General features: G+C 66.0%; 27 protein-coding genes. 10 read left to right on the top strand and 17 right to left on the bottom strand.

What is annotated here, in order from left to right:
* Nucleotides 1-416: 416 nt before the first annotated feature.
* Both ACH0CP_RS11495 and ACH0CP_RS11500 read right to left on the bottom strand, forming a co-directional pair.
* Nucleotides 417-1,034, bottom strand: a complete 618-nt coding sequence (locus ACH0CP_RS11495; protein WP_406888591.1) for a GFA family protein — start codon at nucleotides 1,032-1,034, stop codon at nucleotides 417-419.
* Nucleotides 1,035-1,145: 111 nt separating this feature from the next.
* Nucleotides 1,146-1,910, bottom strand: a complete 765-nt coding sequence (locus ACH0CP_RS11500; RefSeq protein ID WP_406888588.1) for a Crp/Fnr family transcriptional regulator — start codon at nucleotides 1,908-1,910, stop codon at nucleotides 1,146-1,148.
* Nucleotides 1,911-2,189: 279 nt separating this feature from the next.
* Between ACH0CP_RS11500 and ACH0CP_RS11505 the strand changes: the two genes are divergently transcribed.
* The 7 genes from ACH0CP_RS11505 to ACH0CP_RS11535 all read left to right on the top strand — a co-directional run bounded on the left by ACH0CP_RS11505 (nucleotide 2,190) and on the right by ACH0CP_RS11535 (nucleotide 8,033).
* Nucleotides 2,190-2,543, top strand: a complete 354-nt coding sequence (locus ACH0CP_RS11505; RefSeq protein ID WP_406888586.1) for an ArsC family reductase — start codon at nucleotides 2,190-2,192, stop codon at nucleotides 2,541-2,543.
* 128 nt (nucleotides 2,544-2,671) lie between these two features.
* On the top strand, nucleotides 2,672-3,112 hold the full coding sequence (locus ACH0CP_RS11510) for a hypothetical protein (RefSeq protein WP_406893915.1): 441 nt from the start codon (nucleotides 2,672-2,674) through the stop codon (nucleotides 3,110-3,112).
* A 23-nt stretch (nucleotides 3,113-3,135) separates the two neighbouring features.
* Nucleotides 3,136-3,996, top strand: coding sequence for a 3-methyl-2-oxobutanoate hydroxymethyltransferase (gene panB / locus ACH0CP_RS11515; protein WP_406888581.1), 861 nt, complete (start codon nucleotides 3,136-3,138; stop codon nucleotides 3,994-3,996).
* Nucleotides 3,997-4,064: 68 nt separating this feature from the next.
* Nucleotides 4,065-4,811: a tetratricopeptide repeat protein gene (locus ACH0CP_RS11520; RefSeq protein WP_294444917.1), complete on the top strand. Its 747-nt coding sequence runs from the start codon at nucleotides 4,065-4,067 to the stop codon at nucleotides 4,809-4,811.
* Nucleotides 4,811-6,133: a PQQ-binding-like beta-propeller repeat protein gene (locus tag ACH0CP_RS11525; protein ID WP_406888579.1), complete on the top strand. Its 1,323-nt coding sequence runs from the start codon at nucleotides 4,811-4,813 to the stop codon at nucleotides 6,131-6,133. The genes ACH0CP_RS11520 and ACH0CP_RS11525 overlap by 1 nt, the downstream gene beginning before the upstream one ends.
* A gap of 31 nt (nucleotides 6,134-6,164) precedes the next feature.
* Complete coding sequence (gene der, locus ACH0CP_RS11530; RefSeq protein ID WP_406888577.1) at nucleotides 6,165-7,517, top strand: ribosome biogenesis GTPase Der; 1,353 nt, start codon at nucleotides 6,165-6,167, stop codon at nucleotides 7,515-7,517.
* Between the two features lie 81 nt (nucleotides 7,518-7,598).
* Complete coding sequence (locus ACH0CP_RS11535; RefSeq protein ID WP_406888576.1) at nucleotides 7,599-8,033, top strand: Hpt domain-containing protein; 435 nt, start codon at nucleotides 7,599-7,601, stop codon at nucleotides 8,031-8,033.
* 45 nt (nucleotides 8,034-8,078) lie between these two features.
* On the opposite strand, the gene bfr is transcribed toward ACH0CP_RS11535, so the two are convergent.
* From bfr to aroQ, 10 genes are all read right to left on the bottom strand, one after another.
* Nucleotides 8,079-8,564, bottom strand: a complete 486-nt coding sequence (gene bfr, locus ACH0CP_RS11540) for a bacterioferritin (protein WP_406875730.1) — start codon at nucleotides 8,562-8,564, stop codon at nucleotides 8,079-8,081.
* A 98-nt stretch (nucleotides 8,565-8,662) separates the two neighbouring features.
* Nucleotides 8,663-8,833 carry a bacterioferritin-associated ferredoxin gene (locus tag ACH0CP_RS11545; RefSeq protein ID WP_294444922.1) on the bottom strand — a complete coding sequence of 57 codons (171 nt, stop codon included), beginning with the start codon at nucleotides 8,831-8,833 and terminating at the stop codon, nucleotides 8,663-8,665.
* A 79-nt stretch (nucleotides 8,834-8,912) separates the two neighbouring features.
* Nucleotides 8,913-10,163 carry a DUF418 domain-containing protein gene (locus ACH0CP_RS11550; protein ID WP_406888575.1) on the bottom strand — a complete coding sequence of 417 codons (1,251 nt, stop codon included), beginning with the start codon at nucleotides 10,161-10,163 and terminating at the stop codon, nucleotides 8,913-8,915.
* A 28-nt stretch (nucleotides 10,164-10,191) separates the two neighbouring features.
* Complete coding sequence (gene purL / locus ACH0CP_RS11555; RefSeq protein ID WP_406888573.1) at nucleotides 10,192-12,414, bottom strand: phosphoribosylformylglycinamidine synthase subunit PurL; 2,223 nt, start codon at nucleotides 12,412-12,414, stop codon at nucleotides 10,192-10,194.
* A gap of 62 nt (nucleotides 12,415-12,476) precedes the next feature.
* Nucleotides 12,477-13,913: a phospholipase D-like domain-containing protein gene (locus ACH0CP_RS11560; protein ID WP_406888571.1), complete on the bottom strand. Its 1,437-nt coding sequence runs from the start codon at nucleotides 13,911-13,913 to the stop codon at nucleotides 12,477-12,479.
* Entirely contained in the window at nucleotides 13,910-14,230 is a 321-nt protein-coding gene (gene arsC, locus ACH0CP_RS11565) for an arsenate reductase (glutaredoxin) (RefSeq protein WP_406888568.1), read from the bottom strand. Before arsC ends, ACH0CP_RS11560 begins: the two co-directional genes overlap by 4 nt.
* A gap of 11 nt (nucleotides 14,231-14,241) precedes the next feature.
* Nucleotides 14,242-14,931, bottom strand: coding sequence for a hypothetical protein (locus ACH0CP_RS11570; RefSeq protein ID WP_406888567.1), 690 nt, complete (start codon nucleotides 14,929-14,931; stop codon nucleotides 14,242-14,244).
* Nucleotides 14,932-14,980: 49 nt separating this feature from the next.
* Nucleotides 14,981-16,330 (bottom strand): acetyl-CoA carboxylase biotin carboxylase subunit, encoded by a 1,350-nt coding sequence (gene accC / locus ACH0CP_RS11575; RefSeq protein WP_294444105.1) that lies wholly within the window; start codon nucleotides 16,328-16,330, stop codon nucleotides 14,981-14,983.
* A 1-nt stretch (nucleotide 16,331) separates the two neighbouring features.
* The gene (gene accB / locus ACH0CP_RS11580; RefSeq protein ID WP_406888565.1) at nucleotides 16,332-16,811 is read right to left on the bottom strand and encodes an acetyl-CoA carboxylase biotin carboxyl carrier protein; all 480 of its coding nucleotides are present in this window, start codon (nucleotides 16,809-16,811) and stop codon (nucleotides 16,332-16,334) included.
* A 35-nt stretch (nucleotides 16,812-16,846) separates the two neighbouring features.
* Complete coding sequence (gene aroQ / locus ACH0CP_RS11585; protein ID WP_406888563.1) at nucleotides 16,847-17,278, bottom strand: type II 3-dehydroquinate dehydratase; 432 nt, start codon at nucleotides 17,276-17,278, stop codon at nucleotides 16,847-16,849.
* A 179-nt stretch (nucleotides 17,279-17,457) separates the two neighbouring features.
* Between aroQ and thiS the strand changes: the two genes are divergently transcribed.
* Entirely contained in the window at nucleotides 17,458-18,465 is a 1,008-nt protein-coding gene (gene thiS / locus ACH0CP_RS11590; RefSeq protein ID WP_406888561.1) for a sulfur carrier protein ThiS, read from the top strand.
* Nucleotides 18,466-18,526: 61 nt separating this feature from the next.
* Here thiS and ACH0CP_RS11595 read toward each other — a convergent pair whose 3' ends face one another.
* The 5 genes from ACH0CP_RS11595 to rsmI all read right to left on the bottom strand — a co-directional run bounded on the left by ACH0CP_RS11595 (nucleotide 18,527) and on the right by rsmI (nucleotide 22,508).
* Nucleotides 18,527-19,138: a DedA family protein gene (locus tag ACH0CP_RS11595; RefSeq protein WP_406888559.1), complete on the bottom strand. Its 612-nt coding sequence runs from the start codon at nucleotides 19,136-19,138 to the stop codon at nucleotides 18,527-18,529.
* Nucleotides 19,139-19,285: 147 nt separating this feature from the next.
* On the bottom strand, nucleotides 19,286-20,239 hold the full coding sequence (gene gshB / locus ACH0CP_RS11600; protein WP_406888557.1) for a glutathione synthase: 954 nt from the start codon (nucleotides 20,237-20,239) through the stop codon (nucleotides 19,286-19,288).
* Nucleotides 20,240-20,363: 124 nt separating this feature from the next.
* Nucleotides 20,364-20,744: a YraN family protein gene (locus ACH0CP_RS11605; protein ID WP_294444111.1), complete on the bottom strand. Its 381-nt coding sequence runs from the start codon at nucleotides 20,742-20,744 to the stop codon at nucleotides 20,364-20,366.
* Between the two features lie 45 nt (nucleotides 20,745-20,789).
* Nucleotides 20,790-21,497, bottom strand: a complete 708-nt coding sequence (locus tag ACH0CP_RS11610) for a VIT family protein (protein WP_294444112.1) — start codon at nucleotides 21,495-21,497, stop codon at nucleotides 20,790-20,792.
* Nucleotides 21,498-21,674: 177 nt separating this feature from the next.
* Nucleotides 21,675-22,508: a 16S rRNA (cytidine(1402)-2'-O)-methyltransferase gene (rsmI, locus tag ACH0CP_RS11615; protein WP_406888555.1), complete on the bottom strand. Its 834-nt coding sequence runs from the start codon at nucleotides 22,506-22,508 to the stop codon at nucleotides 21,675-21,677.
* A 10-nt stretch (nucleotides 22,509-22,518) separates the two neighbouring features.
* Here rsmI and ACH0CP_RS11620 point away from each other — a divergent pair, with 10 nt between their 5' ends.
* Both ACH0CP_RS11620 and ACH0CP_RS11625 read left to right on the top strand, forming a co-directional pair.
* Nucleotides 22,519-23,715 carry a penicillin-binding protein activator gene (locus ACH0CP_RS11620; RefSeq protein ID WP_406888553.1) on the top strand — a complete coding sequence of 399 codons (1,197 nt, stop codon included), beginning with the start codon at nucleotides 22,519-22,521 and terminating at the stop codon, nucleotides 23,713-23,715.
* 33 nt (nucleotides 23,716-23,748) lie between these two features.
* Nucleotides 23,749-24,399 carry a DUF47 domain-containing protein gene (locus ACH0CP_RS11625; RefSeq protein ID WP_294444115.1) on the top strand — a complete coding sequence of 217 codons (651 nt, stop codon included), beginning with the start codon at nucleotides 23,749-23,751 and terminating at the stop codon, nucleotides 24,397-24,399.
* Nucleotides 24,400-24,405: the final 6 nt, after the last annotated feature.

Consider the following 24,405-nt stretch of genomic DNA (forward strand, 5'->3'; position numbering starts at 1 on the left):
TGCCGGACGCGCCACTTCCACAGCATCGCCGCTGATACCAGCGCGATGACCGCGCAAGCGGCCGCGAAATAGCGAAGTTGCGTCGTCCCATCAGGATCACGCGGGAACCGCCCAACAAGGGCGAGCATACAAAATAAGACTGCCGTAACGATGAAAGCGCCACCAGTCATCTGCGGATACATGCGCCAAGCGCGACGGACTTCAGAACCTTCAGTGGCTATGGTTTGCTGCTCGGCGTGCAGTCACTCGTAGCGGTTCGGCTTCATAGCGGCATTGTGAACGCGTCAAAGGAACGTCCGCAATTGGGGCGCTTCCTGTCGGGCAGCTTTAGGAAGGCGTTGGCGCGGTTTCGACTGGCGGAGAGTGGGTGGGAAGCGGTCAAGCCGCTTTCCTCACAGTAGACTTAAGCTAGGATCCTATTCTCGACCTCGTGGGAAGTGCTGCACATCGCCGGGCACCGTAATCCAATGGTGCATCGTCTGCTCCCACACCGATCGCACGGGCGGTTGAAAAGTGGGATCGGCGATTGCCCCCACGGCGACGCCAATCATGGTTGGGTGCTTGCCCGCCCGCGCAAAAACGCTCGAGCCGCACGACGGGCAGAAAAATGTCTCGAAGGTGTTCCCCTCATCGGTAGGCCGCTCATAGCGTTGCGCCTTTCCGTCAATGGTCAGTTGGTCGGCGGGATAATAGGCCATCAAACCAAAGGGCGATCCGGTGCGGCGCTGACAAGCAGTGCAATGGCAAGCGACGACGGCGGGGGCTGGGCCAGGAAGCTTGACCACCAACTGGCCACACTGACACTTTGCCTTCATTGGCGATCCCTCCGGCAACACTTTCCCACACCGATGGCAGGTCCGCAAATGGGGCGTTTCCTGCCGGACCGCTTTTTGGGCGCCGTCGCGGAGAACTCCTTCGCTGCGGGCGCGCATTTCCGCGAGTCCTAGAAGGCCCAATTCCCTCTCAGGTCGGGCGCGATAGCGATCGTCGCAGCCTTTCCTTTTGTGACGATTGTTGATGATCGGCTCCGTCACTTTGAGGCCATTACTTAGCGCGGCAATGGCTAGCGTCCAGATGCTGTCGACTTGGGCGATGTCGAGCGCGGCGGCAGCCTTCTGTCGCTGACGCTTTCGTGTGCCGACCGATCAGGATTGTGAGAGGAGCCGCTTCTGCCGTTCCGGCTTGGTGTCGGCGATCAGATAGTTCGGGTCGAAATCGCCCGTTTTGGCAAGCGCGCGCCAATCGTGGATGTGCACTCTGCCGCGCGAAAGATCGACGATACCAGTCTCGCGAAGCGCCTTCAGCGATCGGTTGACATGCACGGCGGTCAACGCGGTGGCGTCGGCCAGCTGCTCCTGCGTCACGGGAAAGTCGAACTTTGACAGTACCTCGCGGTCCCGGCCGTAGCGGATCGACATTTCGCAGATGGCGTGGGCGATCCTTGTTCGCGCATCGCGCCGGCCCACGTTGATCACCCACTGCATCAAGATCGCTGAATCCAGCAACGAGTCTCGCCAGAACGCCTCCGCAAGAGCCGGAAACCTTGCCGCGAGGATGCGGATTTCAGCGTGGGGGACACGCAGAATTGTCGTGTCGCAAAGCGCCGTCAAACCGCCCAGCCCGATCGGGCGGACCGCTGCGTGGAGATCGACCATGTCGCCGGGAATATGAAATGCGGTGAACTGCCGTGCACCCGATGCGGTCTGGCCGAAACGTCCCGCAAGACCCGAGGCGATGAAGCTACTGTACGTCACATGTTCGTTGATGTGAACGAAGTCCTGGCGATCCCGAACTTTGACCAAGTGCGTGGGGAGCGACAAGACGGCCTGCTTTTCCCCTTCGGTGAGGATTGACCGGCATGTGAGACGATCCACGAACGACTGCAGGCTGTTCTCGGCCGAGTAGTTCATGGCCGGTGCTCCGAAACTGCAGGCGGGAGCACGTAACAACTCTCAGGCGTCAACGCTTGCGGGCGACGTGTTGACGATAAATCCGGCCATAGCGCCAGCGAAGGAGCGCGCTCTGATGTAAATCAGCGTGGAGCACATTTCGTTACGCTCCGATCCTGAGCTGCGTTACCAAGGCGGAGGCAGTCCGGCACCGGCACGCGTATCCGCCATTCCGATAAGGGTGAATACCTGCGCGGCTCGTGCAATCCATCAGCCGCCGGGAGCACGATGAGGGCCACAATGACGCTTACCATGTACGGAATTCCCAATTGCGACGCCGTGAAGAAGGCTCGGGTGTGGCTAGGCGAGCACGGCGTCCCGTACCGCTTTCACGATTACAAGAAGGCGGGCGTTGACGTGGCGGTGCTGACGCAGGCGGTCGATGCGCTCGGCTGGGAGACGGTGCTGAACCGGCAGGGCACGACGTTCCGCAAGCTGCCCGAGGCGGAGCGGGCGGATCTGGATGCGGTGCGTGCGATGGCGATCATGGAAGCGCATCCATCGACGATCAAGCGCCCGCTGCTGGTGGGCGACGGCATCATGGAGGCCGGGTTCAAGCCGGATCGCTACGTCGCGTTGTTCGACAAGGGCTGACGTTCCAGGGGGAGCAAGGCGCGACTCGGGGCACGGGGCGGCGTGCCTCGGCGAGACGCCGCCTTTGATGCCGACCATTGCGTGATCGCAACGAAAGGCGCAGCATCCTTCCGACAAGGCTGGGGAGGATGAAGATGGCATTGGCTCGTCGTGCACCGCCGTGGTTCTGGATCGTCACGTTGCTGCTGCTGCTCTGGCAGGCGATGGGGCTGCTGTCCTTCTACGAGCATGTGACGAACGGTGCCGAGGCGATGGGCGCGGTGCCGAGCGATTATGACCGGCAACTGATCGCGTCGCTGCCGCGCTGGTATGACTGGGTTTATGCGGTCGCGACGTGGGGCGGGCTGGCGGCGGGGATCGCGCTGGTGCTTCGGCGCGCCATCGCGGTGCCGCTGGCGATCGTCTCGCTCGCCGCGATCGTGGTGATGTTTGGCTGGATGTTCCTGGCGACCGACATCATCGCGATGAAGGGCTGGTGGACGACATATTTCCCCGCGGCGATCTTCGCGATCGGGGCCTTCACCTTGTGGTTCGCGATGACCGCCAAGGCAGGCGGCTGGATCGTGTGAAGCGAACCGGCTAAGCGGCCCCCATGTCCACGACTTTCACGATCGACAGCTCCACCAGCCGCGCGACGCCTGTTTCGGCGCCGATGAAGCGGGTGACCGTTCCTGCCGTGCGCCAGCGCAAGGGCAAGGAGCCGCTGGTGATGCTGACCGCCTATACCGTGCGTACGGCGCAGCTGCTGGACCCGCATTGCGACATGCTGCTGGTGGGCGACAGCCTGGGACAGGTGATCTACGGCCTGCCTTCGACGGTGCCGGTGACGCTGGAGATGATGGCGGCACATGGCGCGGCGGTGGTACGCGGCAGCTATCACGCGATGGTGATCGTCGACATGCCGTTCGGCAGCTACGAAGCCAGCCCGGAAAAGGCGTTCGAGAGCGCTTCCTGGCTGCTTAAGCAGACCGGCGCGGCGGCGGTGAAGATGGAAGGCGGAACGGCGATGGCGTCGACCGTGGCGTTCCTTTCCGAGCGCGGCATTCCCGTAATGGGGCATGTCGGCCTGACGCCGCAGGCGGTGAATGCGCTGGGCGGCTATGGCGCGCGCGGCCGATCGGAGGCCGAGGCGCGCAAGATCGTGGGCGATGCGGTGGCGGTGGCGGAGGCCGGCGCCTTCTCGGTGGTGATCGAAGGCGTGGTGGAGCCGATCGCGATCGAGATCACGCGATCGGTCAGCGTGCCGACGATCGGCATCGGCGCGTCGGCGGAATGCGACGGCCAGGTGCTGGTGACCGAGGACATGCTTGGCCTGTTCGAGCGCGTGCCGCGGTTCGTGAAGCGTTATGGCGACATGGCGAGCTTCATCGGTGATCACGCCGCGGCCTATGCCGAGGAAGTGAAAACGCGCGCATTTCCGGGGGCGGAGCAGACTTACGCCCCCAAAACGTGAGCCGCTTTCGTTTTCCGCCGGCAGGCCGTAAAGCTCGCCGCCGATTTCCTTTAGTATCGGAGTAGGTCGTGGCGCTCACGCCGCAGAACAACCAGGCATTCCTGCGCGAAGTCGACGAGGAACTGCGCAAGGAACAGGCTGCGGCGCTGGCGAAGCGCTGGGGCCTCATCATCGCTGCCGTGATCGTCGTGACGCTCGCGGCCTTCGGTGGATACCTCTTCTGGCAGCATCAGAAGCGCGAGGAAGCCGGACGCGAGGGTGAGAAGTTGCAGCTGGTGTGGGACGATCTGGCCGCCAATCGGCTGGAGAAGACGACCGCGCCGCTGGCCGAGCTCGCCCAGTCCAAGTCCGATGGCTATCGCGCGGTGGCGCTGTTCACCCAGGCCGACCTGCTGCTGCAGAAGGACGACCTGAAGGGCGCGGCGGCCAAGTTCGGACAGATCGCGGCCGACGAGTCGCTGGACGCGCCGTTCCGCCAGCTGGCGCTGGTGCGCCAGACGATGGCCGAGTTCGACACGATCAAGCCCGACCAGGTGGTCACGCGGCTGCGTGGGCTGGCGGTGCCGGAGAACCCCTATTTCGGCAGCGCCGGTGAACTGGTGGCGCTGGCCTACCTGAAGCAGGGCCGCCGCGATCTTGCCGGCAAGCTGTTCGGGCAGATCGCGCAGGACGAGAAGGTGCCGGCGACGATCCGTCAACGCGCGGTTCAGATGGCGGGCGTACTTGGTGTCGACGCCGTGCCGGCAGAGGCGGGCACGAAGAGTGATGGCGGCACCGGCCCGGCTGCGGGCGGGGCACAGAGCAAGGCACAGTAATGAAAAAGTCGATTGCCGCCCCGATCGCAGTGGCGAGCCTGATGGCTCTGAGCGCCTGCGGCATCTTCAAGGGCCAGGAAAAGAAGACGCCGACGGTCGGCAATCGCGTGCCGATCCTGGTATCGGAGAATGAGGCGGAGGTGGATCCGTCGCTGTCGGGCGTGCAGGTGCTGCTGCCGGCGGCCGAGGTGAACGCGGAGTGGACCCAGCCGGGCGGCAATGCCGCGAAGGACATGGGCCATCTGGCGCTTGGCGGATCGCCGGCGCGGATCTGGGGCGCGTCGATCAACGGCGGATCGAACCGCCAGCAGCTCGGCGGCACGCCAGTGATTGCGGACGGCAAGCTCTTCGTCGTCGACGTCGAGGCGCGGGTGCATGCGTTCAACGCGGACACCGGAAGCTCGATCTGGTCCACGGCATTGGCCAAGGACGAATCGAACAAGTCCGCGCTGTTCGGCGGCGGCGCCAGCGTCGACGGCGGCCGCGTCTATGCGACGAGCGGGCTTGGCGACGTGGTGGCGCTGAACGCCGCCGATGGCAGCGAAGTGTGGCGTTCCAAGCCGGGCGGGCCGCTGCGCGGCGCGCCGACCATCGCCAACGGCCAGATCTATGTGCTGAGCCAGGACAACCAGCTCTATGCGCTGGGCGAGGCTGACGGGAAGGTGCAGTGGACCGCGTCCGCCAGCGTCGAGACGCAGGGCGTGTTCGGCGTCGCGGCACCGGCTGCGGCAGCGGGCACGATCGTCGCCGGCTTCTCCTCGGGCGAGCTCAATGCCTATCGCTACGAGAACGGCCGCACCCTGTGGCAGGACGCCTTGTCGCGCACCAGCATCTCCACCTCGGTTTCGAGCTTGGCCGATATCGACGCGGATCCGGTGATCGCTGACGGGCGCGTCTATGCCGTGGGGCAGGGCGGACGCATGGTGGCGATCGAGATCGCAACCGGCCAACGCCTGTGGGAGCAGAATTTCGCCAGCATCACGACGCCGTGGATCGCGGGCGAGTGGCTGTTCGTCGTGACCGATGATGCGCGGCTGGTGTGCCTGTCGCGCGCCAACGGCAAGGTCCGCTGGATCGGCCAGCTGCGCGCGTACAAGAACGAGAAGAAGAAATCGAACCCCTACACCTGGTTCGGCCCGGTTCTCGCCGGTGACCGGCTGTGGCTGACCAATTCGCGCGGCGAACTGGTCGGCGTGTCGCCGGCCGACGGCAGCGTGCAGGTGACGATCGAAGCGTCCGACAGCTTCACCTTGCCGCCGATCGTGGCGAACCAGACCCTGTACACGCTCGATCATAAGGGACGCATGTCCGCGTACAGGTGACGCGGGGGCGGCGAGCGGGTAGGGGGGCGCGATGGCACGTCTCCCCACCGTCGCGATCGTCGGCCGCCCTAATGTCGGCAAGTCCACGTTGTTCAACCGTCTCGTCGGCAAGAAGCTGGCGCTGGTGGATGATCGCCCCGGCGTGACCCGCGACCGGCGCGAGGGCGATGCGCACCTCCTGGGCTTGGATTTCCGCGTCGTCGACACCGCGGGCTACGAAGACCATGACGCGCACTCGCTGCCGGGCCGTATGCGCCTGCAGACCGAGGCGGCGGTGGCGTCGGCGGACGTCGCGCTGTTCATGGTCGACGCGCGTGCCGGGATCGTGCCGCTGGACGAGGAGATCGCGCGCTGGCTGCGGGGATCGACCACGCCGATCGTGCTGGTCGCTAACAAGGCGGAGGGGCGCTCCGGCGAACAAGGCATACTGGAATCGCTGGCGCTGGGCTTTGGTGATCCCGTCCAGCTGTCGGCCGAACATGGCGAAGGCGTCGCCGACCTGTTCGACGCGCTGCTTCCGTATCTCGACAAGGAGGCGGAGGACGAGGAGGCGGATGACGAGGGGGAGAACCCTGACGCGCCGCTGAAGCTTGCGATCGTCGGGCGGCCGAACGCGGGCAAGTCGACGCTGGTCAACCGGATGCTGGGCGAGGATCGCATGATCACCGGGCCCGAGGCGGGGATCACGCGCGATTCGATCGCGATCGACTGGGAATGGCGCGGGCGGCCTGTGCGGCTGATCGATACCGCGGGGATGCGCAAGCGCGCCAAGGTGCAGGACAAGCTGGAAAAGCTTTCCGTCGCCGATGCGCTGCACGCGGTGGACTTCGCCGAAGTCGTCGTGCTGCTGCTGGATGCGACGCTTGGCCTTGAATCGCAGGATCTGCGCATCGCCGATCGCGTGCTGGAGGAAGGGCGCGCGCTGATCATCGCGCTGAACAAATGGGATGTCGCCGAAGACCCCTCGTCACTGTTCAACGGCGTGAAGGCGGCGCTTGGTGATGGCCTGAGCCAGGTGAAGGGCGTGCCGCTGATCACCGTATCGGCGATGACCGGCAAGGGTATTGACCAACTGATCGGCGCAGCCTTCGAAACGCGGGAGGCATGGTCGCGCCGCGTGCCGACGGGCGAGCTCAACCGCTGGTTCGAACGGGCGATCGAAGCCAATCCGCCGCCCGCGCCGGGCGGCAAGCGGATCAAGATGCGCTATGTGACGCAGGTCAAGACACGGCCGCCGAGCTTCGTGATCTTCGGCACGCGCGTCGACCAATTGCCGGCGAGCTACGAACGCTATCTGGTCAATTCGATGCGTAAAGATCTTGGATTTGGTGCCGTTCCGGTCCGTCTGACGTTGCGAGCACCTAAGAACCCTTACAGTAGCTGACGCTTACCCGCTATTTACTTCACGGCGATAGATGATCTTACTTGCGCTGTGGTCATCCACAGCGCGCAGGGGAATGGGATCGTGTCGTTCGAAGGCAGCGCGTTGGTCGACTGGGCAGCCTTTGCGAAGGCGCGGGCGGAGCTTGGTGCCGACTTCGTGCGGATCCTCGGCTATTTCCGCGAGGACGGAGTGAAATCCGTTGCGGCGATCGAGGCGGGCATGCGCGCGCTCAATGCCGCGGCGATTGTGATTCCAGCGCATACGCTGAAGGGCGAGGCGGGCCAGTTCGGGGCGACGCCGCTCGCTGATCTGGCTGAAGCGATCGAGGTGATTGCGCGCGACTGCGTCGAGGCGCGCGAGACGCCTGAGGCCGCGGTGGAGGACGTCGCTCGGCTGCGGCCGCTGTTCAATGAAACGCTGGCGCTGCTGGAGCGTGAAGCCGGCCCGATGGCTGCACGCCGGCCAGTGACCGGGTTCGGCCGACGCCCGGCTGGCGGGACGTTCGGCCGATCCTGATCGTGCCCCGGTGAAAGGCGCCGGCCACCGGCCGGCACCGGACGATCAGCCGTCCGCCTGCTCCGGCTGGGCGTTGAGCTGGATATAATTCTGCAGACCCATGCGCTCGATCATCTCGAACTGCCGTTCGAGCGTGTCGACATGCTCTTCCTCGCTCAGCAGGATCTTGGTGAAGAGATCGCGGCTGACGAAATCCTTCACTTCCTCGCAATAGGCGATCGCGGCCTTAAGCTGCGCGACGGCCTCGATCTCCATGGCGAGATCGGCCTTCAGCACTTCCTCGACGGTCTCGCCGATGCGCAGGCGGCCGAGCAGCTGGAAATTGGGGAGGCCATCGAGGAACAGGATGCGCTCCGCCAGCCAATCGGCGTGCTTCATCTCGTCGATCGATTCGTGCCGCTCGAATTCGGCGAGCTTGCGCACGCCCCAGTGCTCGAGCAGGCGATAGTGCAACCAATACTGGTTGATCGCGGTAAGTTCGTTCTTGAGCGTTTCGTTCAAGAACTCGATGACGCGTGCGTCGCCCTTCATTGCAGTGCCTCCGTTACGGGGCCGGCTTGTATCGTCGGTGGGGCGTGAGCGCCATCTAAAAAATGGCGGATTTCTGCGGATTCCTGGGATTGCGAACGCTACGCAGCAGCGCGCTCTTCATCGATAATGGCTCGCGCGAACGTGACGCACTGGCCGCACTTGGGCTGGCGACCGAGCGAGCGATAGGCCTGACATGCCGTCTTCGATCCGGAACGTGCAGCGTTGCGGACGTCGCTTTCGCGGATGGCATTACAGACGCAAACGACCATGTTGATCTCCCCTCACGGCTGAGCATGGGGTAGGGCTAATGCGAATGTGTCGCAAGTCCTTTTGCGTCTTATTCGCAAATTAGCGGTGCGTGATCGGCTGCAGCTTGAGCCGGGCCATGCTGCGCCACAGCCATTCGAACGGCCCGTAGGCGAACCGGTCGAGCCATGGCTTCGACCAAAGCAGCATCGCGGCGCAGATCACGGCGACGATGGGATAGAGCTGCCACCGCTCGAGACGGCCGAACCAGCCGAGGCCGTAGCCGTAGAAGAGCAAGGTGCAGAGGAGGCTGGTGGCGAGATAGTTGCTGAACGCCATCCGCCCGACCGCGGCGATCCGCCGGGTCAGGGCGCCGGCTGGCCCGCGCTGCATCAGGAGGATGATCGTCGCTGCATAGGCCAGCGCGAGGCCCGGGCGCAGCAGGACGAGGTGGAGCGGATCTGCCAGCAGCAAGGTGAGCGGATCGAAGTTCGTGCTGGAGATCCACCAGACGAGCGGGAGGTACAGCGGCAGGCAGATGCCGTAGCCGAGCAGCATCAGCTGCCGGTAGCGCCGGCGCGGCCATTCGCCAGCGAAGAAGCCGCTGCGGAACAGCGCCATGCCCAGCAGCATCAGTGCGATCGTTTCCGGGAGCAGCGAGGGCATGACCTCGGTCTGCGCCTCATAGGTGCGGGCAATGCGGGCGGGCAGCACATCCGACCATCCGCCGCGGAAAGCGGCGATCTCCGCCGGGATTTCGGCGCGCAGTTCCGCGATGCCGCCCGTATAGCGCGACCATTTGTCCTGCAGCGCCACGGGCGCATCAGCCGCGGTGGCGCGCGCCTCGAAGTGCCGTGCGGCGGCGTGATCGGCGATGCCGGCGACGAGTTGCAGGAGCATGATGATCGTGGCCAGGGCGAGCAGCGCCTCGGTTCGCCAGCGTCGCGCGGCGAAGATGATCGCGCCGCCGATCGCATACGGAACGAGGATGTCGCCCGACCAGATCAGATAGGCGTGCACCATACCGATCAGGAACAGGGTGATCATGCGCGCATAATGGACGCGCGCCGGGCTTTGGCCGGCGGCGAGTGCGCGCTCCGCGATCAGCATCGTGGAGGCGCCGAACAGGATCGTGAACAGGCCGCGCATCTTGCCGTCGGCAAGAACGAAGGCGATCGCCCAAGCCCACCAGTTCGCCCCTGTCGCCCCGCCATAGAAGGTGGGATCGACATAGGCGTAACTCGGCATCGCGAAATCGACGATGTTGAGCAGCAGGATGCCCATCACCGCGACGCCGCGGATCACGTCAAGCGTGACGAGCCGGGCGGACGCTTCGGTCGGGACGGCGCGCATCGGGCGTGGCGGGGTGCCGGCGGGCGGATCAGCCCTCCAGCGACACCTCGCCGCCCATCAGTTTCGGGAAGAAGCCCTCGTGCGCCGCACGCAGCGTGTCGAGCGTGACGACATCGTCGCGATCCGGCCGCTCGAAGATCAGGCGCTTGCCGCCGGTGCGGCCCAGCGGCTCCGCCTCAACACCGGCCTCGAGCGCGGCCTGGAGGAAATCGGCCAGCGCGTGATCGTGGACGGTGATGATGTAGACGCCCTGATCCTCACCGAAGAAGCTTGCCGCGCAGCCGAACGGCTGCTTGCGATCGATCATCGCGCCGATGTTGCCGGCGAGCGCCATTTCGGCGAGCGTGACGGCGATGCCGCCGTCGGAGACGTCGTGAACGGCGGAGAGCTGGCCGAGGTCGATCGCGGTGCGGATGAGATCGCCGGTCGCCTTCTCCTGCGCCAGATCGACGCGGGGCGGGGGGCCTTCCTCGCGGCCATGGACCTCGCGCAGCCAGAGCGACTGGCCGAGATCGCCGCGGCGGGTGCCGACCGCGAGGATGACGTCGCCCGCGCCCTTGAAGGCGATCGTGGCGCTCTTCGACCAGTCCGCCATCAGGCCGACGCCGCCGATCGCGGGGGTGGGAAGGATCGCCGAACCGCCGCCGGTCGCCTTCGATTCGTTGTAGAGCGAGACGTTGCCGGAGACGATCGGGTAGTCGAGCGCGCGGCACGCCTGCGCCATGCCGTCGAGGCAGCCGACGATCTGGCCCATGATCTCCGGGCGCTGCGGGTTGGCGAAATTGAGGCAGTTGGTGATCGCGAGCGGCTTGGCGCCGACCGCGGTGAGGTTGCGCCAGGTTTCGGCGACGGCCTGCTTCCCGCCCTCGACCGGATCGGCGTAGCAATAGCGCGGGGTGCAATCGGTGGTGATCGCCAGCGCCTTGTCGGTGCCGTGGACGCGCACAACCGCGGCGTCGCCGCCGGGGCGCTGCACCGTGTCGGCGCCGACCATGTGGTCATATTGCTCCCAGATCCAGCGGCGCGACGCGATGTCGGGCGAGCCCATCAGCGTAACGAGATCGGCGGCGATGTCCTTGCACTCGGGCACGTTCACCAGCGCCTTGGCGGGCGGGGTGGGGACGTGCGGGCGATCGTAGAGCGGCGCCTCGTCCGCGAGCGGGGCGAGCGGGATGTCGCAGACGGTGTCGCCCTTCCACTTGAGCACCATGCGCCCGGTATCGGTGACGTGGCCGATGACCGCGAAATCGAGCTCCCACTTGCGGAAGATCGCCTCGGCAAAGGCCTCGCGGCCCGGCTTCAGCACCATCAGCATGCGCTCCTGCGATTCGGAGAGCATCATTTCGTAGGGGGTCATCCCCTCCTCACGCTGCGGCACGTCGTCCATGATCAGCTCGATGCCGACGCCGCCCTTGGACGCCATCTCGACGCTGGAGGAGGTGAGGCCGGCGGCGCCCATGTCCTGGATCGCGACGATCGCGTCGGAGGCCATCAGTTCGAGGCAGGCCTCGATCAGCAGCTTTTCGGTGAAGGGATCGCCGACCTGCACCGTCGGGCGCTTCTCCTCCGCGTCCTCGCCGAAGTCTGCGGAGGCCATGGTGGCGCCGTGAATGCCGTCGCGGCCGGTCTTGGAGCCGACATATACGATCGGATTGCCGATGCCGCTGGCGGCCGAATAGAAGATCTTGTCCTGGTCAGCGACGCCGACCGTCATCGCATTGACGAGGATGTTGCCGTCATAGGCGGGGTGGAAGTTCACCTCGCCCCCCACGGTCGGTACGCCAACGCAATTGCCATAGCCGCCGATGCCATGGACCACGCCCGAGATGAGGTGACGCATCTTGGGGTGATCGGGACGGCCGAAGCGAAGCGCGTTCATGTTCGCGATCGGGCGTGCGCCCATCGTGAACACGTCGCGCAGGATGCCACCGACGCCGGTCGCCGCGCCCTGATACGGCTCGATGTACGAGGGGTGGTTGTGCGATTCCATCTTGAAGATCGCGGCCTGGCCATCACCGATGTCAATCACGCCGGCATTCTCGCCCGGGCCGCAGATCACCCAGGGTGCTTCCGTGGGCAGCTTCTTCAGGTGGATCCGCGACGACTTGTACGAGCAATGCTCCGACCACATCACCGAGAAGATGCCGAGTTCCACCAGGTTCGGCTCACGGCCGAGCGCGTGGAGGACGCGATCATATTCCTCGGGGGACAGGCCGTGTTCGGCGACGACTTCTGGCGTGATGGCGGTCATGCCCGCGCCGATAGCGTTGGTGGCCGCCGGTGTCACCACATCGGCGGCGCTGCGCGCGTCGATCAGTGCCGCCGTGCGAGGCGGCGCCGCTTGATCCGCGCGACGAGCCCCTCGCGCTGTGTCAGCGGCTCGAACATTCCCTCTGGCCCTTCGGGATCGAGGATCTCGTTGTCGGCGAGCCATTTCTCCACCTCCGAGAGGTTCGGCACCTCGTAGGGCACGAGCGTCTTTCCCTCGCCGCGCAGGCGCTCGATCGCGCCGATCAGGCCGTGAGCGGCGACCTGCGCGGTCACTTCCGCCGGCTCCACGCCGAGATGCTCGGCGATCAGATCGTCGCGGATGGCTGAAATGCAGTCGCCCTCATGCTCGATCGTGACGTCGCACTCGGTATCGAGGCGGAGCGAGCGATTGTTGAAGTTCGACGAGCCGACTCGGATCAGATCGTCATCGATCGCGAGCACCTTGGCGTGAACGTAGATCGGGACGCCGCCAGCGGTGTGCGGGTGATACATGCGCAGGCGATCGTGTCGATCGCGCTGCTTCAATGCCTGGAACAGGCGCGCGCGCGCCGTGTCCATGGCGATCGGCTCCAGCCAGCCCTGCGCGGTCACCGGGTTGATGATGACGATCTCGGGCCCGTCCGGCTCCTCAAGGCGCTTTGCCATGGCCTCGGCCACGCGGCGCGAGGCAAAATACTGGCTTTCGGCATAGATGCGCCGCTTCGCGCGGGCGATGAGCGCGAGGTAGAGTTCCTCGATCTCGAGCACGGCCTCTTGTGGGCCATGTTCGGGCTGCGAGCGCGAGATGGCGACATCAACCTCGCGGAAGTGCGGCTCCAGGCTCTCGGGCCAGCAGGCGTTCGAGGGGGGCGGGGGCTCGATCGGGCGGCCGCCGGCGATCTCCCACCGTGCCCGGCAGAGTTCGCCGAGCGCGGCCGCGACCGGGCCTTCGAGCGCGGTGGTGGCGTCATGCCATGGCTTGAAGGGCGATCCGCTGGGCGAGCGGCGATGTTCGTCGTCGTCGCTGTGAGCGCGCGTGTCCCAGCGCTCGTCCGTCATGTCGATGCCGCCGCAGAAGGCGAGGCAATCGTCGATCACGACGATCTTCTGATGCTGCGAGGCGCCGATCGGATGATGGCCATCGAGCTTCAGGTGGATCCGCTTGCGCAAGAAGCGCCACTTGGTGAGCGTCCACAGCGTCTTGCCACGGAACAGCGTCTTCAGCGCGCCCTTGTCCCAGCGCAGGATGTGGACGCTGAGACCCGGTTTGCGGTGGACCAGCCAGCTGATGAAATCGCCGACGGTGGCGGGCACGCCCGGCGGCTCATTGTCCCAGGCGAGCTTGATTCGCGCGTCGAAATCCCAGCCGACCAGCAGGATCTGATGCTCCGCATTCATCATCGCTTCGCGCGCGACGCGGAAATAGGGATCCGCATCGACGATGACCGCGGCACGGCTCGCCCGCTCGACACGCCAGCGGGCCTTTTCCGGAAGGCTCACAGGATGTCGCGGACGCGTTCTGGCGGCCGGCCGAGGACGACGCCCTTGTCGGTCTCGATCAGCGGGCGCTCGATCAGCGCGGGGTCGGCGGCCATGGCGTCGAGCGCGGCTTCGTCGTTCGCCACCTTGGGCGCGTCCTTTCGCATCGCGTCGCGCGGGGCGATGCCGGCGCGGGCATAGAGGCGCGCGAGCTCGGCGCGGCTGGGCGGCTCCTTGAGATATTCGACGATGATCGGCTCGATCCCGGCATCGCGGAGCAAAGCCAAGGCCTCCCGCGACTTGGAGCAGCGGGGGTTATGCCAGATCGTCGCGTTCATGGCGCCATCGTCTATAGCGTCCGCAGCCGCGGACCAAGCCTTGGGATGCGGCTGCGACCCGTCCACGCGGCGAGCAGGGCAAGAGCGGTGAAGACCGCGAGCGCGAGCAGCGATTGGGCGAGTGGCGCAGGATCGATGACGCGATCAGGCTGTGGCTCGGCCCAGTTGATCACCTGGACGAACGCCAGCGCGGTGGAGAGGATTGACGGGGCGAGAATGCCGGCGCGGCCGTGCGGCCTTGTTCTCACGAGATAGAAGCCGAGCGCAGCGGCGGTGAGGGCGATCTCCAGCGGCATCTCGATCATTGGGTGGTTCCAGAGCGCGAAGCCGTAGCGGCTGCCGGAGCCGGCGATCGTGAGATCCGGCGCGTGGACGAGAAGATCGAGGAACCAGTGCGATGCCACGACCGCGGCACCGATCATCGCCGTCACCCAGGCGCTGCCGGCGAGCCGCGCGATCGCGAGCCAGCCGAGCGCGAACAGAAGCGTTCCGGCGAGGCTGTGCGTGTAGCGCATGTCGTAAAGGTCGAGCGCGTTCATCACCGTGAAGCCTGGCACGAGACGCGCGTGCTCGATGCCGAGCGCGACGAAACCGAAGAACGCGAAATCGACGAGCTGTGCTGCGACGAACTGGGCGCCGAGACGGGGGGCCTTGGGACAGGCCGCGGCGATCAATGCCGGTGCGTAATGCCCGATGAACATGAAGCCTCTCCCCCGTAGGAGAGAGGCTTAGGTCAAGTGAAGAGCGCCGTCACGCCTGGCGTGCGAGCCACTCCTCCAGCCACTTGATGGTGTAATCGCCTTCCTGGAACTCGGGATCGTCGAGCAGGGCCTGATGCAAGGGAATGGTGGTCGTGATTCCCTCGATCACGAATTCCTCCAGCGCGCGGCGCAGGCGCCGGAGCGCACCCTGGCGCGTGGTGCCGTACACGATCAGCTTGGCGACCATGCTGTCGTAATAAGGCGGCACGCGATAGCCGGCGTAGAGACCCGAATCGACGCGCACGTTCATGCCGCCGGGCGCATGGTACAGCGAGACGAGGCCGGGCGACGGCGCGAAGGTGCGCGGATCCTCGGCATTGATGCGGCATTCGATGGCGTGGCCGCGGAAGATGACATCCTCCTGCCGCAGCGTCAGCGGGTGGCCCTCGGCGACGCGAATCTGCTCACGGACGAGATCGAGGCCGGTGATCGCCTCCGTCACCGGATGCTCCACCTGAAGGCGGGTGTTCATCTCGATGAAGTAGAACTCGCCGTTCTCCCACAGGAACTCGATCGTGCCGGCGCCGCGATAGCCCATGTCGGCCATCGCGCGGGCGACGATGCCGCCCATCCGCTCGCGCTCTTCGGCCGTGATGACGGGCGAGGGAGCCTCCTCCAGCACCTTCTGGTGGCGGCGCTGCAGCGAGCAATCACGCTCGCCGAGATGGATCGCATTGCCCTTGCCGTCACCGAACACCTGGAATTCGATGTGCCGTGGATTGCCGAGGTACTTTTCCATGTAGACGGTGGCGTCGCCGAACGCGGACTTCGCCTCGTTGCCGGCCTGCGCCATCAACGTTTCCATCTGATCCTCGGACGGCACGACCTTCATGCCGCGCCCGCCGCCGCCCGATGCCGCCTTGATCAGCACCGGATAGCCGATGTCACGCGCGAGGCGCTTGGCCTCCGCCGAATCGGTCAGCGCGCCGTCCGAGCCGGGGACGAGCGGCAAGCCAAGCGCGCCGGCGGTGCGCTTTGCCTCCACCTTGTCGCCCATGGTGCGGATATGCTCGGGCTTGGGCCCGACGAAGATCAGCCCGTGCGCCTCGACGATCTCGGCGAACTTCGCGTTCTCGCTGAGGAAGCCGTAGCCCGGGTGGATCGCATCCGCGCCCGAGATCTCGGCCGCGGAAATGATGTTGGCGATGTTGAGGTAGCTCTCCGCCGCAGACGGCGGGCCGATGCAGATCGCCTCGTCTGCAAGGCGGACGTGCATCGCATCCGCGTCAGCGGTGGAATGCACCGCGACCGTCTTGATCCCCATTTCGTGGCAGGCGCGGTGGATTCGCAGCGCGATCTCACCACGATTGGCAATGAGGAGCTTCTTGATTTCGGGCATATTACTCGACGACCACCAGCGGCTGGTCGAACTCGACCGGCTGGCCATTGTCGACCAAGATCGCCGTCACCGTGCCAGCGCTGGGCGCGGTGATCGGGTTCATCACCTTCATTGCCTCGACGATCAGCAGCGTGTCGCCAGCCTGGACCTGGCGACCGACCGTGACGAACGGCGCAGCGCCCGGCTCGGCGGCGAGATAGGCAGTGCCAACCATCGGCGAGCGGACCGCATTGGCGTTGCTGGGCGAGGGGGCGGCAGCGTCCGTCGTCGGCAGCGCTGCGACTGCACTGGGCGCCGGCGCGGCGGGCGGCGCATGATAGACGGTCGGCGCAGCGGCATGCATCACTTCACGCGCGACGCGGATGCGACGATCACCGTCTTCCACTTCAATTTCGGTGAGCTGCGTCGCATCGAGCAGCTCGGCAAGCTGGCGAACGAGATCGACGTCGACCTTCATCACCCCATTATCCTTATCGGCCATGTTCGACCCCTTCCCTGAACAGGGCGCGCGCTCTGTCAGATGCGCGCGGCAGCTTCAAGCGCGAGCATGTATGACATCGCACCGAAGCCGGCGATAGTTCCGCGTGCGGCACGACCCACGAACGAGACATGACGGAATTCTTCGCGGCTGTGCGGGTTCGACAAATGAACTTCGATCACTGGCGTGCGAATCGACTTGATCGCGTCGTGAACCGCGATCGATGTATGCGTGAACGCGCCCGCATTCAGGATCACTGCCTTGGCATTGCGGGCCTGCGCCTCGTGCAGCCAATCGACCAGATGCCCTTCATGATTGGACTGGCGCATATCGATTTCGAGATCGAGCGCCTGTGCACGATCCTCGAGCTGGCCGGCGATATCGTCCAGCGTGTCATGGCCATAGATTTCGGGCTCCCGCGTGCCGAGCAGGTTCAGGTTCGGGCCGTTCAGGACGAAGACGAGGGACAAGGCGCTTCCTTTCTTGAACGCTGTCTGCGTCAGCCCTAGTTGGAACGCAAATCTCCGATCCCCTGGGCCCTGCCGATCGCCGGGCTGCCGCTTCCTCCTCGAACGGGCGAGGGAAGGGGCAGGGTTCAGACAGCGCAGCCCGCAAAGAGGGGGCGGTTCCCCGCCCGCAAAAGGATCCCATGCCGCATTCCGACGGAACCATCTCCATCACCGTGAACGGCGAGCACCGCCGCGTCGTCGCCGGGATCACGCTGGCCCAGCTGGCGACCGAACTCGGCCTGGTGCCGGAGAAGGTGGCGGTTGAGCGCAATCTCGAGGTGGTGCCGCGCTCCACCCTGAAGGACGTCGTGGTCGAGGACGGGGACGATCTGGAGATCGTGCATTTCGTCGGCGGCGGCGATCATGCCGCGCGGGTCGACAGCGACACCTGGACGGTTGCGGGCAAGACCTTCCGTTCGCGGCTGATCGTCGGCACCGGCAAGTACAAGGACTTCGCGCAGAACGCCGCGGCGCTCGAGGCGTCGGGCGCGGAGATCGTCACGGTTGCGGTGCGCCGCGTGAACGTCAGCGATCCCAAGGCGCCGATGTTGACGGACTTCATCGATCCAAAGCGCTTCACCTACCTGCCCAATACTGCCGGCTGCTTCACGGCCGACGAGGCGATCCGCACGCTTCGGCTGGCGCGGGAAGCGGGCGGCTGGGATTTGGTCAAGCTTGAGGTGCTGGGCGAGGCGCGCACGCTGTACCCCGACATGCGCGAGACGCTGAAGGCGACCGAAGTCCTGGTGAAGGAGGGCTTCAAGCCGATGGTCTATTGCGTCGACGATCCGATCGCGGCGAAGCAGCTGGAAGAGGCGGGTGCGGTGGCCATCATGCCGCTGGGCGCGCCGATCGGATCGGGCCTCGGCATCCAGAACCGGGTGACGATCCGCCTGATCGTGGAGGGCGCCAAGGTGCCGGTGCTGGTCGATGCTGGCGTCGGTACGGCGTCCGATGCGGCGGTGGCGATGGAGCTTGGCTGCGACGGTGTGCTGATGAACACGGCGATCGCCGAAGCGAAGGACCCGATCCTGATGGCGGCGGCGATGAAGTCGGCGGTGGAGGCGGGGCGCCTGTCCTATCGCGCGGGCCGCATGGGTATCCGCCGCTACGCCGACCCGTCGTCGCCGCTGGCGGGCCTTATCTGACCTGGGTGGCCGCGCCATCTGCTCCTGGCAAAGCGGATTGCGCGGATGAATGCGGCGGGCCTCAGTTGGCCCGCTCGCTCCGCGGCTTCCACGTGGCGACGCGGAAGAGATAGCCGATCACGATAAGGACGGTGACCGCGACCGCGGCCGGGCCGACGAACCGCTCCAGCTGGGTGAAATACGTGCCCAACACGACGCCGCCGCCGGCCAGCACCGCATTCCAGATCGCGCTGCCGACGAAGGTGAACGCGAGGAACTTCAACATCGGCATCTTCGCCATGCCTGCCGGCAGCGAAATAACGGTGCGGAACGTGGGCAGGAAGCGGAAGACAAAGATCACCCAGTGGCCGTGCCGGTGGAAGAACCGGTCCAACCGGGCGACATCCTCCCAATCCATCGTCAGCCAGCGCTGGTGCCGCTCCACGAACGGACGGAAGCGAAGGATGCCCATGCGGCGGCCGATCTCGTACCAGAACAGATTGCCGAGCGTGGTGCCGACGGTGCCCCAGAAGATCAGCAGCGGCAGCGTCATCTCGCCGCGCGCGACTGCCATGCCGCCCAGGCCCATGATCACTTCCGACGGGATCGGCGGGATGATGTTCTCCAGCGCCATCAGCAGCAGAATGCCGAAATATCCGCCCCGTGCGATCCAGTCGATGATGATGTCAGTCATTGGCACCTTGTTCTCGTTGAATGGCGAGCGTCCCGGTCTGGTCCGAGGCGCGTTCCGATCCTTCGCCGGCGATCGAAGGGATCGCTGGCGTTCGTCCCGCACCGCCAGGAGCGCGGGCTGATTAATCATGAAACGTCCGGCGCGGCCTTATCTATCCGCCACCCTGCGTTCGATGGCATCCCAGATGAGGCTGGCGACATCCGTTCCGTCGAACTTCTCGATCGCGACGATGCCGGTGGGGGACGTGACGTTGATCTCGGTCAGCCACTGGCCGCCGATGACATCGATTCCGACGAAGATCAGGCCGCGCTTCTTGAGCTCGGGCCCAAGGGCGGCGCAGATTTCGCGCTCCTTCCCTGTCAGTTCGGTCTTCTCCGCCGATCCGCCGACCGCGAGGTTGCTGCGAATCTCGCCTTCGCCCGGCAGGCGATTGATCGCGCCGGCGACTTCCCCGTCGACCAGCACGATCCGCTTGTCGCCCTTCGCCACGTCCGGAAGGAAGGCCTGCACCATGTGCGGCTCCCGCCACGCCTGGTTGAACACCTCCATCAGCGCGGACAGGTTTTCACCCTCCGGCCCGACGCGGAAGATCGCCTTGCCGCCATTTCCGTGGAGCGGCTTCACGACGATCGCGCCGTGCTGCTTCAGGAAGGCGCGCGCTTCATCAAGCGAGCGGGTGACGAGAGTCGGTGGCATAAAGCGCGCATAATCGAGCACGAACACCTTCTCGGGCGCGTTGCGGACGCTTGCCGGATCATTGACCACCAGGGTGCGATCGCTGATTCGCTCGAGCAGATGGGTGGCCGTGATATAGCCGAGGTCGAACGGTGGATCCTGGCGCATCAGCACCACATCGGCCTCTCCGCCGAGATCTAGGCTGACGGGATCGCCCGCGGTGAAATGATCACCCTCGACGCGCCGCACCTCGACGGGGCGCGCACGGGTCCAGAGCCGGCCATCCGACCAGTTCAGATCCTCCGCCGCATAATGGAACATGCGGTGCCCGCGCTTCTGACCCGCCAGCATGAGCGCAAAGCTCGAATCGCCTGCGATGTTGATCGATTCGAGTGGGTCCATCTGGACCGCGACGGTGAGAGCCACGAGCAACCTCCGTTCGCCCCGAGGCGGCCGAGGATTCGGCCTTCACCTCGTGAGCGGTAGAACAAACAGTGCGTCGACCAGGTCAGCACGGAAAGGGCTCAGGTAAGGGGATGGCCCCGGCTTGTCACCCGATCCACGCATTCTCGATGTGGCGCGGGCGGGTGCCCGGGGCGAGAAGGACAACGTCGACGCGGACGTCCTCGCCATTGAGGGCATAGCGGGACATGAGAATCTCAGCCGCCGCGGCGACGCGGGCGAGGCGCTGGTGATCGATCGCGAAATCAAGTTCGGCGACGGAGGCACGCGTCTTCACCTCGACGAAGGCGACGAGGTTGCCGCGCTTGGCGACCAGATCGACCTCGCCGGCTGGGGTCCGCACGCGCTGATCGAGGATCCTCCAGCCGCGTAGTCGCAGCCACCAGGCAGCGTAACGCTCACCGCGCCGCCCGGCCGCATCGGCGGCGCGGCGGGCCTCGCTGTTACGGCTGGGCGGGGAAGCAGGCACGAGCGGAATGTGCCTGAGCGCTCGTCCAGCGCAACCCCGGTGTCGTCAAACCGTCGCCCCGAACAATTTGCCGACGCCGGCGGTCAGCGCCATGGCGAGCGCGCCCCAGAAGACGACGCGCATCGCGGGGCGAAGCATGGATGCGCCGCCCGTGCGGGCGCCGATCGCACCAAGCAGCGCGAGGAACAGGATCGATCCGACCGCGACACCCGGCGCGATGATCGGGAGCGGCAGCGCGGCAGTGAGTGCGAGCGGCAGCGCGGCGCCGACGGTGAAGCTGGCGGCCGAGGCCATGGCGGCGACCACGGGGCGAGCCACGGTATCATCGGTGATGTGCAGTTCGTCACGGGCGTGCGCCTCCAGCGCATCATGCGCCATCATCTGCCGTGCGACGGTGCGGGCGGTATCGGGCTCGACACCGCGGCTGACATAGATGGCGGCGAGCTCCTGCAGCTCTGCTTCGGGCGAGGTGACGAGTTCGCGCCGCTCGCGCGCCAGATCGGCGCGTTCGGTATCCGCCTGCGAGCTGACCGAGACATATTCGCCAGCTGCCATCGACATTGCACCGGCAACCAGTGACGCGACGCCAGCCGTCAGTACCGCGGCGTGGCTCGAGCCCGCGGAAGCGACGCCGAGGATCAGGCTGGAGGTGGAGACGATGCCGTCGTTCGCACCCAGCACCGCCGCCCGCAGCCACCCGACTCGGGTGACCAGATGGGTTTCCTTGTGCGGTTCCTTTGCGCGCGTTCGCATGGCGCCTTACCCGTCCGTATCGCCGGCCGCGGGGGCGGGCATGCTGGGCGTAGCGGCAAAGGAAGGTTCGTGCGAGCAGAGAGTGCGCAAGTTATCGTTGCGCGCTTCTGCCTTGCTGACCTTGAGGTGAAGGCAACCTTCTTTTCAGCTTGTATAACGTTGCGCCCTGCGGGTGCTTCATTCGTCTTTCATGGTGAGAGCGCGGGCGTACAGTTCCTTGCGGTCGAGCCCGAATTTCTTGGCGACCTCGCCAGCGGCCTTGGCGACCGGTAGCCGCGTCAGCGCGTCCGCCAGCGCTGCATCGGCGTCCTCGATGCTGGCAGGCGGTGCTTCGCCGGGCGGGCCGACGACGATCACGATCTCGCCCTTCGGCAGCGCTTCGGCATAGTGCGCCGCGAGGGTCGACAACGTGCCGGTGACAGCCTCTTCGAAGCGCTTGGTGATCTCGCGCGTCACCGCCGCCTCTCGATCCCCGAGCTGTTCCGCAAGCGCCGTCAGGGTGGCGCCGAGCCGGGGACCGCTTTCGTAGAAGATGAGCGTTGCGCGGATCGCGCCCAGTTCAGCAATCGCTTCCGTGCGCGCCTTCGCCTTGGACGGGAGGAAGCCGGCGAACAGGAATCGATCGGTGGGAAGGCCGGCGAGGGTAAGCGCGGCGACGGCGGCGCAGGGGCCGGGTATCGTCACCACCGTGTGGCCCGCCGCCCGCGCGTCGCGCACCAGCTTGTAGCCGGGATCCGAAATCAGTGGCGTGCCGGCGTCCGAGACAAGCGCGACCGCCTCCGTTGCCATGCGAGCGATCAGGTGCGGGCGGACGTGATCGGCGTTGTGATCGTGATAGGGTGTCATCGGCCGCTTCGTGCCGATGTGGCGAAGCAGGCCGGCGGTGACCCGAGTGTCCTCCGCAGCGATCACCGAGGCGCGCGAGAGGATGTCTGCGGCGCGCGGCGACAAGTCACCGAGATTGCCGATCGGGGTGGCGACGATGTAGAGGCCGGGGCTTAGAGGTTCCACGAGGGGTGTAATGGCAGAGGCCGTAACCAATCCGCAACGGGCGAGCAGGATCGTCCGTGGCTTTGCAGTCGCTGCCGCGCTGCTCGTGTCCGCATGCTCGACGGTGGTGCCCCGCGGGCCCGCACCGCCGCCCCCGGCCAAGAAGGCGCCGCCGCCTGCACCACGCCCGGACGCGGTGGAAGCTGGCATCCCGCGCGATACGGCGCGCAACCGCGTCGCGCTGCTGGTGCCGCTGTCCGGCACCAACGCCGGCGTCGGCAAGAGCCTGGCCAATGCGACCCAGCTGGCGCTGCTCGACACCGGCAACCAGCAGGTGCGAGTCACCAATTACGACACCGCGACCGGTGCTGCCGTGGCGGCACAGCAGGCGATCGCCGATGGCGCGCAGCTGATCCTCGGCCCGCTGCTGTCGGATGACGTTCGCGCGGTGGGGCCGATCGCACGCAAGGCAGGCGTCCCCGTCATTTCCTTCTCGAACGACACCAGCGTGGCCGGGGATGGCGTGTATCTGATGGGATACACGCCGAGCCAGTCGATCGAGCGCGTGGTGGCCTATGCCCGCAGCCGCGGCGTCACCAACTTCGGTGGGCTGGTGCCAAACGCGCTTTACGGCACGCGCGCGTCGACGGTGTTCCTGCGCGCGGTCGAATCGGCCGGCGGCCGGGTGGTTGCGCTGCAGACCTATGATCGCAACAACGGCTCAATCGGCGCTGCCGTCACCAAGATGGCGAAGGATGCGCCGTTCGACGCCGTTCTGATCGCCGATTCGAGCGCAACGGCGGCGACGGCCGTGCCGCTGCTGCGCAAGTCGAGCCCGGATACAAAGATTCTGGGTACGGAGCTGTGGAACAGCGACAGCAGCGTCGCGACGCGCCCGGCGCTGAACGGCGCCTGGTTCGCCAGCGTGTCGAATGGTCTTTACCGGCAGTACGCTGCCAAGTACCGGGCGCGCTTCGGCACCGCGCCGTATCGGCTTTCAAGCCTCGGCTATGACGCGGTGCTGCTGACCGCCCGTATTTCGCGCGACTGGCGCGTCGGTGCACCTTTCCCGGAGGTGCGCCTGCGCTCGGGCGAGGGATACGCCGGGATCGACGGCGCGTTCCGCTTCGGCCGCGACGGCGTGGCTGAGCGCGCGTTGGAGGTGCAGGAGATTCGCGGCGGCAGTTCGGCCGTCGTGTCTCCGGCGCCGGCGAGCTTCGGTCGCTGATCAACCGACACGTATTCTTCTGAGGATTACTTGATGTTCGCCTGGTTCCAGCGCCTCCTGCCGAAGCGCGGTAATTTCTTCGAGCTGTTCGACGCCCACGCCGCGGTGACGCTGCAGGCGGCGGAAGCCACGACCCGCCTGTTCGCGGGCGAGGCCGACCGGGAAGCGCTGATCGCGCAGGTGAAGGACCTCGAGCATCAGGCCGACGACATCACCCGCACCGTGCTGCAGACCGTCCGCGTCACGTTTCTGACGCCGTTCGATCGCAGTGCCATCACCGACCTGATCGTCCGCATGGACGACGCGATGGATGCGATGGACGCGGCACTGACTGCGGTCAGCCTCTACGACGTCCGCAGCTTCGAGCCGGACATGCACGCGATGTCGAAGCTGATGCTGGAAGCGGCGCAAGTCACCGTCGAGGCGATGCCGCTGCTGCGTGATGTGGCGCGCAATGGACCCCGCCTGCATGTGCTGACGGAGCGGCTCGTTCGGCTCGAAGGAGAAGTCGACGGCCTGCACGAACAGGGCCTGAAGCGACTGTTCGAGCATCACCGCGCCAGTGGCGGGGATCCGATGCGCTTCGTGATCGATCGCGAGATCTTCAAGCATCTGGAGAAGATCTCCGATGCCTTCGAGGATGTCGCGAACGAGATCGACGGTATCGTCATCGATCACGCCTGAGCGATC

This window comes from Sphingomonas sp. 179-I 2A4 NHS (assembly GCF_045369135.1).
In the GTDB taxonomy this organism is placed as follows: Bacteria; Pseudomonadota; Alphaproteobacteria; order Sphingomonadales; family Sphingomonadaceae; genus Sphingomonas.